Raw genomic sequence first — 10,518 nt, forward strand, 5'->3', positions numbered from 1 at the left:
ACCCCGCAGGGCGACTCGACGCCCCCGGCCGGCAACTCGACGCCCACCGCGTCCCCGTACGCTTCGGCGACCGACTCCACCGCCTCACGAGGAACTTCCGGGCGACCACGGCCGAGGCCCGGGTCGCTCTGGCGCACGGCCCTCTTCTCCAGCAGGTCACCGATAAGGGCGAAGCCGGAAGGCTCTACGAGGAACTGCGCGATCTTCTCCTGGATCCGGCGAACGGCATGGGCGCCCTCGATGACGAGTTCACCCTGGAGGGCCTGCGAGATGTCTCCGACACCTGCGCCATCCTCACCCGTGACAACCAGCAGGCCCTCGTGGTCTCCGGCCTGCTGCACGCCCACGGCATCGACCACCGGCTGCGGCGCCCGTTGGAAGAGCGTCCGGTGCCCTACTGGGTGGCGGAGTTGCTGCGTCGCACGGAGGCGACCGGCCTCACCGAGGATCGGTTCCGCACTCTCCTCTCGGAGATCCCTCAGCCCTACGAGCCTGACGGCACCGCCCTGTGGCCGGTGCTGCGTAGGGTCGCACGCGGAGCGGGACGCGGGGTGCTCGATCTGGACCGGCTGCGCCGCGCAGTCGCCGACGGCAGGTTCCCGGACGAAGCGGCTGACCCGGAGAACGCCCGCATCGTCGTCTCGACGGTGCACCGGGCCAAGGGCCTGGAGTTCGACCGGGTGATCGTCCTTACGCCACCGCCCGTCGCGGAACTGCACAAGCGGCACCAGGACGAATTGGACCTTCCCGCAGAAGCTCGCGCCCTGTACGTGGCCATGACGCGTGCCCGCCAGGATCTGTACCACGTGGCCCCACCCGAGCTTCCGCACTTCAAGCGTGCGGGGGGGCGGCGTCACGGCCGACGCTACCTCGGGTCGTGGCGGTCGTACGACAGGTACGGGATCGTCGCCGATTCGGGCGACGTGTGCCGGAACGACCCACCCGGTCACCAGGGCGATGCCGTCGCCACCCAGGCGTATCTCCTGGAACACGTGCAGCCCGGCCAGGAGGTGCTGTTGCGCAAGCGGCACGACCTGCCGATGAGCGAGGTCGAGAGCCCGCCGTACGCCCTGATGCACGACGGCAAGGAGATCGGGGAGGCCTCGCAGCGGTTCCGCGAGGATCTTTTCCAGGTACAGAAGGTCAACCGCACCTGGGACCCTTGGTGGCCCGACGAGATCCACGACCTGCGGATCGACACCCTGGAGACCGTGACAGGCAGCACCGCCGCCGGCACGAACGCCGGACTTGGTGAGCGAGGCGTGTGGATCGCCCCGCGGATCACCGGCATCGGCCGGTACCGGAGAGCCGACGACTACGAGGAGCAGCGCGCATGACGCAGGTGGCAGACCCGCACTCGGAGCACTACCGGGTCCGGGACGAGGAGCTCCTGGTGGGGCTCCGCCGCGAACTCCTCGGCCCCGCAATGGATGCCGAGGCGGACGATCGTGACGAGGTACTCACCCAGGACGCGCCAATCGACCGCTACCTGACCGGTGTGCTGTATCCGCGTGCCGCGGACAGGGCCGCGAAGGAACGGAAGGACGAGGACGCGGCCGAGCAGGAAGGCCTGGATGCCGCCCCTCTGCTCACCCGGGAAGACGTCGAGGAGTCCGGCACCGCACAGGAGGTCGGCGCTTCGGGGGACAGGCGTCCTTCCTCGATGGGTCTCACCTTCGCAGTCCGCCCGACCATAAGCAGTGTCATCGTGGTCGCCGCCCACGCGGCTGTCTACGAACCCACCGACGCCGACGGCAAGCCCGTCCCGGCCCGCCGCGCCGAGGCACGTACCACCGCCGACCAGCGAGAGCAGTGGCGGCGCAGGAAACTCGTCTTCCCCGACCAGCACATCGACGTGACCCGACCGGATCCGAGGAAGACGATCGAACTCACCCCGGAGGCCGCGTTGCATGTCAACGTCCGGCCCCACGATCCGGCCAACGACACGGTCACGGTCACGGTCACACTGATCAATAGGCAGAAGGTCAGCGAGCGGGATCTTCAGGACGCCTTCTCTTTGTTCCAGTGCGGTCTGAGGGTCCGCGCCGCCGACGGCTCCACTGCCTTCGTCGAGCGTCCGGCCCCGGCCGCCGCCCCTGACCCGGAGATCGCGACCAGTCGGTTGCTGCACCGCCACGCCCCGACCTTCGCGGTCGGACACGGATGCGCCGCCGAGTGGGACTGGACTCCCCAGCCGATCGGTATGACCGAGGCCGAAACGCCTGCTGTCCCCGAAGTGCGCAGCCAGTTCGTGCCTACGGTGGAGGTGCTGCTGACCGACTCCAACCCGGAGATCGACAGCTCGGCACTGTCGATGCTGGGGCTGGCCGAACGGTCCGATGCCGAGGTCCTGGCCGCACTGGCAGGGCTGGCCACGGGATACGAACACTGGATCGACCGTAAGTCGGCCGAGGCGGACGCGCTGACGGGCACCAACCACGAAAAGCCCGCCCGGGACCAGGTGAGCGCCTGCCGCGAGGCACTCGACCGTATCCGTGAAGGCATCGAGCTGCTGCGGACCAAGCCCGACCTCATGCGCGCGTTCCGCCACGCCAACCACGCCATGGCGGACCAGCGCGCCCGAAGCAAGTGGGTGAAGGAGGGCCGGGTGGGTTCCCCCGTCCCGGCCGCCGGTCGCTGGCGCCCGTTCCAGATCGCGTTCCTGCTGCTCTGCCTGGCCGGCATCGACGACCCTGCGCACGACGACCGGCAGGTGTCCGATCTGCTGTGGTTCCCCACTGGTGGTGGCAAGACAGAGGCCTATCTCGGATTGATCGCCCTCACGTCGTTCCTGCGTCGCATCCGCAAGGGTGCGGACGGCGGTGGAGTCACCGTCCTCATGCGTTACACCCTGCGGCTGCTCACCCTCCAGCAGTTCGAGCGAGCGGCGATTCTGCTCTGCGCCATGGAGCAGATGCGACGCCGAACACCCGAACTGGGCCATGAGGAGTTCTCCGTCGGAATGTGGGTGGGGCGTTCCGCCACCCCCAACACGCTGGCCGCTGCCGGCCTGAAGCTCGATGAACTGCGGAGGAACCTCGACAAGCGCCTCGCCACGGAGAATCCTGTCCAGTTGCACGCCTGCCCCTGGTGTGGGACCCGCCTCGACGCACGGAACTACGAAGTCGACGAGGACGCAAAGCGGATGTACGTCCGATGCCCCGGCGTGGACTGCGACTTCAACGACGGCCTCCCCGTCCACCTGATCGACGAGGCGGTGTACGACGCACGGCCGACCCTGGTGATCGCGACCGTGGACAAGTTCGCTTCGATGCCGTGGCGTCCGGCCACCTCCGCGCTCTTCAACCGCGACGACCCGGCCGACGGCACCCCTCCCCCGGAACTGATCGTCCAGGACGAGCTGCACCTGATCTCCGGGCCACTTGGCACTCTCACCGGCCTGTACGAGACCGCCGTGGACGCCCTCGCCGACCGGCCCAAGGTGATCGCCTCCACAGCGACCATCCGTCGCGCCGCCGACCAGGGACGCCACCTCTTCGCCCGCAAGGTACGGCAGTTCCCGCCGGCGGGCCTGGATGCCCGCGACTCCTGGTTCGCCGTGGAGACACCGCGCGAGGAGAAGGCGAGCCGACGCTACGTCGGCCTCCTGGCCCCCGGCACCAGCCAGTCCACCCTGTTGATCCGTACCTACGCCACCTTGCTGCACCGGGCCAAGCAGGCGAAGACCGAGGACGAGGTGCGCGACGCGTACTGGAGCCTCGTCGGTTACTTCAACAGCCTCCGACTGCTGTCCGCGGCCGAACTCCAGGTCCATGACGACGTGGTGGCCTACCTCGAAGTGCTAGCCGCGCGCGAGGGGGTGGAGGTCCGCTCGGTCGCCAACTACTCGGAGCTGACGAGCCGTATCGACGCCAGCGAGATCCCCACCCGTCTCAAGGGCATCGAGAAACGGTGGCCCGACCACGACGCCGTGGACGTCCTCCTGGCCACCAACATGATCGCGGTCGGTGTGGACGTGGACCGCCTCGGTCTCATGGCCGTGATGGGCCAGCCGCAGACGACCGCCGAGTACATCCAGGCCACCAGCCGGGTCGGCCGCGCGCACCCCGGTCTGGTCGCGGTCATGCTCAACTCGACACGATCCCGGGATCGTTCCCACTACGAGAGCTTCCAGCATTTCCACTCGGCCCTGTACCGCGAAGTCGAGTCCACTTCCGTCACTCCGTTCTCCGCCCGCGCCCGTGACCGGGGCCTGCACGCCGTGATCGTCGCCCTCGCCCGCATCATGATCCCCGCCGCCCGCCCCAACGAAGGCGCCGGCCAGGTGGAGTCCTACGAGGACGTGCTCCGAAGCAGCATCAAGTCCATCCTCCTGGAGCGCGTCGAGGCGGTCATGCCGGAGGAGAGCGACGCCGTGTCCCAGGCCTTCGACGAGTTCGTCGAGTGGTGGTGCGAGGAAGCCGACATCCACAGCGGCCTGCTGTTCGAGCCCCAGAGGGGCCGTCGTACTCCTTCGCTGCTGAAGGCGTACGACGACGAGTCCGAGGACGTGAACGCATGGTCCACGTTGTGGAGCCTGCGTGACGTCGACGCCGAGACCGCCCTGTTCATGGAGGGAACCCGATGACCCCGCCGCCCGCCCGCCGTCGCCGGACCGGTACGAACGGTGCCGCACCCGTCCACAACTTTCCCCGGCGGGGTGCGGTCCGTCGTGCCCAGGCGATCACCACGTACGGCGTCGGCTCGCTCATCGCCGTTGATCACGAATCCTTCATCGTCTCGGGGCTCGACGAGGCCGAGCAGAGCTGGAGTCGTGATGAATCCCCCCGAATCCACGAACGGCGACTGGCTCGGCTGCTGGACGTCGACTACTTCCGGCTGCCGCCGGCTTCCGACGACACCAGCAAGGACGGTCTCCGCGTCCGTCGCTTCCCCTTGATGCATTTCTGCCCGGAATGCAATGACCTGCAGCGGCACCGCGACTTCAACCCGCCCGCGGGTAGAAGTGTCTGCGGCACGTGTGACGTCGACCTGGTCCCCTCCCGTTTCGTCGTCGCGTGCGAGGCCGGACATCTCGGCGAGTTTCCGTACTGGCAGTGGGTGCACCGCTCCAAGGACCGAGGCGCATCGCCGACGGCACAGTGCGGAGGAAAGCTCAAGTTGCGTATGTCCGGGCACACCTCCTCGCTCCGCTCCATCCTGGTCTCCTGCACCTGTGGACAGGCTCCCGAGGTCTCGATGGAGGGTTCCTTCCGCAGGAACGCTCTCAAGGACCTGGGCCTCAAGTGCCGAGGGCCCCGTCCGTGGCTCGGTTCGTCCGCCCCTGCCAAGGAGTGCGGACTTCCCCTGCGCACGTTGCAGCGCGGTTCGTCTGCGGTATGGCAGCCGGTGCTGAAGTCTGCGCTCTCCATCCCGCCGTGGAGCGACGGCCGCGCGGATCCACTCGCCGAACACTGGGACGCGCTTCGTGAGTACGACGAGCGCGACCACGTCGAGATCTACCTCAAAGGTGTCTTCAAGGGGAAGTGTCCCGTACCGCTGGACGACGTGATGACGCTGCTCGACGCGGAGCGCGAGGAGGACCCCGACGGCGAGTCGACCCCCACCTTCGACCACCGCTACCGAGCCCTTCGCAACAAGGAGTACGAGCGTCTACGCGCGGGCAACGACGAGAGCGAGCACACCCGTGAGGAGCAGTTCGTCTGCGAGACCCCACTGGGCGACCAGAGCGTGCTCGATCCGCTCGGCGTCACCGGCCCCATGTTGGTCAAGAAACTCCGCGAGGTGCGCGCTCTGAAGGCGTTCACCCGGCTCGTGGACGCCGAGTCGACGACCGACTCCAAGGAGATGCCTCTGTCCGAACACCCCTTGCGCTGGCTCCCGGCCATGGAGGTGCGGGGCGAGGGAGTCTTCCTCCGCCTAGACGAGGACCGGCTGGACGCCTGGGAGAAGGCTCCGGCAGTGGCAGCCCGGATCGAACGGATGCGCACCGCCCACCAGCGGGTGCTCGAGCAGCGGGCTGAAGACCCGAGCCAGGACGTCCACTCCCCGGCCACCCCTCGCATGGTGCTGCTGCACACCCTGGCCCACGTCCTCATCAACGAGTGGAGCCTGGAGGCGGGCTACCCGGCAGCGTCCCTGCGCGAGCGCCTGTACGCCGCCGACGACATGGCCGGGGTGCTCGTCTACACGGCGACGAGCGACTCCGCGGGCAGCCTGGGTGGCCTGGTAGCCCAAGGCGAACCGGAGACTCTCGATCGCACGGTCCGTTCGGCCGTACACCGCGCCGAGTGGTGCTCCTCGGACCCGCTCTGCATGGAAACCGAGGCGTCCGGCGCCGGGGGAATCAATCTGGCGGCCTGCCACGCGTGCGTGATGCTCCCCGAGACGAGCTGCGAGCACAACAACATCCTGTTGGACCGCGCGTTGCTCGTCGGCACTCCTGAGGATCCCCAGGTGGGATTCTTCTCCGACATCCTGAAGCTCTGACGTCCACCCCGTCCCGGCGAAGGCGCCCACCCGTTCGGCGTCTTCGCCGCGTCTCGCGGGTCAGGAATCTTCTCCTGCCACGGCATGGCTTGTATACGCCTCGAACCGCATCTGTGCGCGATCCAGGGCCTCGTCGGCGTCATGGCCGTGGACGCGAAGCCAGTGAAGGAGGTCTGCGATGACCTCGATCGCCGCCTCCTCCGCGGTGATGGTGCTCAGCTTGCTCGATCCTGGAAGGTGAGTCAGACGTCCCACCTCGTAGAGGTGGAGGCAATTCGTGGCCCTGGAGACCCTGACGTCCTTGTCGCGGCAGTTCGCCTCCGCCGGCCCCGCCGCGAGTTCGACCCACGTGATCTTGCGATCGGACAGGAGCTGGACACCCCAGCGTTCGGACATCGCGGCCACGAGAGCCATACCGCGCCCCGTCTCGGCGTCGCCGGCCGAGTCGACCAGACGCGGTAAAGCCCGAGTGTCGGGGTCATGGATTTCGATACGCAGGTGCGTATCGCTGACGGAGACGGCGAGTGTCGTCGGGGTACCAGGGCCTACGTGAGTGATCACGTTGGAGACGAGTTCGCTCAGGCAGAGCTGGGCCGACTCCGTCAGCTCCGCCAGCCCCCAGAAGCCCAGATGAGTCCGGAGCAAGCGCCGCAGCGCGGCCACTTCCGCCGGCTCGGCAGCGAAAGAAAGATCCCAAGGTTCTCTCGGCGTACACGCACCGCAATCCATGTCCTACTTCTTCGTCCACCTGTTTCGTTGCGCTGCTCGTGAAGCAGTGGCCTGTCACCCTGGCGCAGGCCACCCCTCCCAGGGCAGGAGAGAACGGGGGGCATACGCGATGCGCTTCTGCTCGCTGTGCGTCAGCGGCGCGAAGTCCAAGCTAGAAGACAGCTTGGTAAATTTGCCACTCTTCAAGGCAAATTAGCTCGTTCGTGGCTGGCGAGCCGCACCGCACGGCAGACTGCCCTCCGAGCCCGAAACGGAAGGATCGACATGGCCCCGAGGGCAGTACCGACGCAACGTCAGAGGCGCCTCGGTCACGAGTTGCGGAGGATGCGGATGGCCGCAGGAGTGTCCGCCGAGCAGGCCGCGAACCTCCTCGGTGTAGATCGCGGAAAGATCTCCAACATGGAGTCCGGGGTTCGGAGCATCAGCGAAGAGCGGCTGCGCACCCTGGCTCACCACTGCCGTTGCGACGACGAGAAGTTCGTGGCCGCCCTGGTCGAAATGGCCTCACCGAGCACCTCGGGGTGGTGGGAGCGGTATCGCGGGACCCTTCCTCAAGGCCTGTTGGACATCGCCGAGTTGGAGTGGCAGGCGGTTCGCATGCGCACCGCCTGCACGGTGCACATTCCCGGCCTGCTCCAGACGACCGACTACGCCCTCGCGGTCTTCCGCGCCGTCCTCCCACAGCTACCTGAACACGAGGTGGCATTGAGAGCGGCTCACCGCAGCAACCGACAGGAGGTGCTCGCCTCCGAGGCCGCTCCCGCCTTCACGGGGATCGTGCACGAGGCTGCGCTGCGGATGCAGTTCGGAGGCCCAGGAGTCAGCCGCGCACAGCTCGAACACCTGCTGGACGAGTCCGAAAGGGACGGTCGAACGGTCCTGGTCGTCCCCTTCACCAGCGGAGCCTTTCCCGGGGCGGGGCAGACCGTTCTGTACGCGGAAGGACCGACGGCTCAACTGGACACCGTGCAGATCGACAACTCCCACGGCCCGGACTTCCTCCATGGAGAGGCAGAATTGACCAAGTACCGGGCTCACTTGGATCGTTTGGAGGAGTTGGCCTTGTCCCCCGACGACTCAAGGGCCTTCATCCACGCCATCGCACGCGAACTCTAGGAGACGTCATGCCAGAGATTCAGTGGGAAGACCCGTTCTGCGGGGAAGGCAACTCGTGCTTCCGGATGGGCGTGGACGACTCCGGCAACGCTTACATAGCGGTGCACGGCCAGGAGGACCGTTTCATCACGGACAGCCAGGACGCCCTGCGGACCATGATCCTCGACATCAAGGCCGGCAAGGCGGACCACCTTCTCGGGTGATGGCACGCCCGGACAGAACACGTCCACAGCGCAGGCGGTGAACGCATGAGCCGTGGCAGTCGATCGCTCCGCCGACTACTCTGTGGCATCAGGTAGTAACGGGTCGGAAGGGGCAGCTTCATGGATCCGGAGACGGCCATGTTTGCGGGTACAGCAGGGACAACCTTGGTGACCTTGCTGACGACCGAGGTGTGGCAGCGCGCCAGGGACGGTATCGCATCGTTGTGGCGCCGTGCCGAGCCGGAGCGGGCCGCAGCGATCTCCGCCGAACTCGAAGTGACCCGGGAAGACCTGCTGGCCGCGCAGGCCGACGGTGACCTCGAATCTCGCAGCGAGCTGGGTCGGGAGTGGCAGGGCCGCATACGGCGACTGCTCGCCGCGCACCCTGAGGAGACCGAGGCGCTGCGGACGCTGCTGAATGACCTGGCTCCGTACACGCCCGCGGGCCCATCGGTGACACAGCACGCAACCGCCTCCGGCAACGCTCGGGTCTACCAGGCGGGCCGCGACCAGAACTTCGACCGCCGGTGAGCGGTCACAACGATGCCCGAGCCGATGGCCAGGGCCGCATCTACCAAGCCACCGGTGACCAATACATCACTGAGCATCATCATCATGCCCCGGACTGGTCGGGGCCGGACTCCGTGCGCCGCCCAAAGGTCGGCCGGACGCCTCTGGTCCTCCGCGACCGGGTCGGAGAGATGGACCGTCTGCGCGCCGCCGTCGAACCCGGCGCCGGCAACCGCGCCTACGTCCTTCACGGTCTGGGCGGCTGTGGCAAGACCGCGGTCGCCTACACGCTCTTCCAATACGCCACCGACCAGGTGGGCCGGCTCGGGTTATGGGTGAACGCTTCCGACTCCGCCTCTCTACGCGCCGGGATGCTCGCCGTTGCAGCCGACCGCGGCGCCACGGACGGCGAACTGGTCGGAGCCCGCAGCGGGCTGCGTCCCGCCGCCGATCTCGTCTGGCACTACCTCGACTGCTCCGACCGCTCGTGGCTCCTGGTACTCGACAACGCCGACGATCCCGCCATCCTCCGCGACGGCGGCTGGCTGCGCACCAGCTCCAGCGGGACTGTGGTCGTCACAACCCGACAGGCAGCGATCCACTGGTGGCCCGGTGCGGAACTGCTCCAGTTCGGAGTGCTCCCACGTGAGGATGCCGCCCTCGTTCTGCGCGATCTCGCACCGCATGCCGGGTCGATCGAAGATGCCGCGGAGGTCGCCGACCGCCTGGGGCGACTCCCTCTGGCACTGACCCTCGCCGGCGGATTCCTCGCCCACCAGGTGATCGATCCATGGAGCCTTGCCGACTACGGACGTCGACTCGACGGCGGCAGCACGGGTGACGACCCCATCGACCTCATCGAACAAGGCGCCACAGCCATCGGCGGGGATTCTCGGCATCTGCCCAGCCGCACCTGGCAACTCTCTCTCGATGCCCTCGCCGCACAGGGGCTACCCGAAGCGGGCCACCTTCTGCGTCTGCTCGCCTGCTGGGCCAGTGATCCATTACCGCTGTCCGTGCTGCTGGGCGCCGAACTCGGTCCGGTGCTCCCGGCATCGCACGTCGAGTCGGCTCTGCGCGGGCTCATCGACCATTCCCTCACCGAGCTGGCGCCCGGCGAAATGCGTTGCCTACGCACCCACGGCGTACTCCTCAACAGCGTCGCCCGAGCCGTACCCGCCGACCAGCAGGAGCAACTCTCCTCAACTGCGGCTCGCCTGTGTCTCGCGCTACTGCCGGAGGAGCCTGATCGAGGGACGCAGAGCCTCGTGGTGAACCTGCTCGCGCCGCACGTGATAGCGCTTTTGCAGAGGACGACGAGTTGGGCAACCAGTCAACCAACAGTGGAAACAGCGGCAGAATGCGCCCTTCGACTTGTCACCGCGATTCATCAAAGCGGTGACTACGCCTCGGCGCTCAGCCTGAGCAACCACGCCGGCGCGCTACTGGAAACCAGTCTGTCCGAGGACAACGTCTGGCTCATCAGGCTACGCCAACGTGTGGGGCGGGC

At 67.5% G+C, this 10,518-nt stretch carries 8 protein-coding genes; 7 read left to right on the plus strand and 1 reads right to left on the minus strand.

Annotated elements, in window-relative coordinates; translation table 11 throughout:
- The 3 genes from ABZ646_RS30060 to ABZ646_RS30070 form a co-directional block, all read left to right on the plus strand.
- Nucleotides 1–1,337, plus strand: a 1,337-nt coding sequence (locus ABZ646_RS30060; RefSeq protein WP_360525578.1) for a 3'-5' exonuclease, incomplete at its 5' end; no start/stop codon positions are given.
- Nucleotides 1,334–4,588, plus strand: coding sequence for a helicase-related protein (locus ABZ646_RS30065; RefSeq protein WP_360525581.1), 3,255 nt, complete (start codon nt 1,334–1,336; stop codon nt 4,586–4,588). The genes ABZ646_RS30060 and ABZ646_RS30065, both read left to right, overlap by 4 nt.
- Nucleotides 4,585–6,450, plus strand: coding sequence for a DUF1998 domain-containing protein (locus ABZ646_RS30070; protein WP_360525584.1), 1,866 nt, complete (start codon nt 4,585–4,587; stop codon nt 6,448–6,450). The genes ABZ646_RS30065 and ABZ646_RS30070 overlap by 4 nt, the downstream gene beginning before the upstream one ends.
- Before the next feature lie 60 nt (nt 6,451–6,510).
- Here ABZ646_RS30070 and ABZ646_RS30075 read toward each other — a convergent pair whose 3' ends face one another.
- A complete protein-coding gene (locus ABZ646_RS30075; protein WP_360525587.1) occupies nt 6,511–7,179 on the minus strand; it encodes an ATP-binding protein in 669 nt (222 codons plus the stop codon).
- 264 nt (nt 7,180–7,443) lie between these two features.
- On the opposite strand from ABZ646_RS30075, the gene ABZ646_RS30080 reads away from it, so the two are divergent.
- From ABZ646_RS30080 to ABZ646_RS30095, 4 genes are all read left to right on the plus strand, one after another.
- Nucleotides 7,444–8,295: a helix-turn-helix transcriptional regulator gene (locus ABZ646_RS30080; protein WP_360525590.1), complete on the plus strand. Its 852-nt coding sequence runs from the start codon at nt 7,444–7,446 to the stop codon at nt 8,293–8,295.
- Between the two features lie 8 nt (nt 8,296–8,303).
- Complete coding sequence (locus ABZ646_RS30085; protein WP_360525592.1) at nt 8,304–8,498, plus strand: hypothetical protein; 195 nt, start codon at nt 8,304–8,306, stop codon at nt 8,496–8,498.
- Nucleotides 8,499–8,618: 120 nt separating this feature from the next.
- Complete coding sequence (locus ABZ646_RS30090; protein ID WP_360525595.1) at nt 8,619–9,029, plus strand: hypothetical protein; 411 nt, start codon at nt 8,619–8,621, stop codon at nt 9,027–9,029.
- Nucleotides 9,026–10,518, plus strand: a 1,493-nt coding sequence (locus tag ABZ646_RS30095; RefSeq protein ID WP_360525598.1) for an ATP/GTP-binding protein, incomplete at its 3' end; no start/stop codon positions are given. The genes ABZ646_RS30090 and ABZ646_RS30095, both read left to right, overlap by 4 nt.

This window comes from Streptomyces sp. NPDC007162 (assembly GCF_040634175.1).
In the GTDB taxonomy this organism is placed as follows: Bacteria; Actinomycetota; Actinomycetes; order Streptomycetales; family Streptomycetaceae; genus Streptomyces.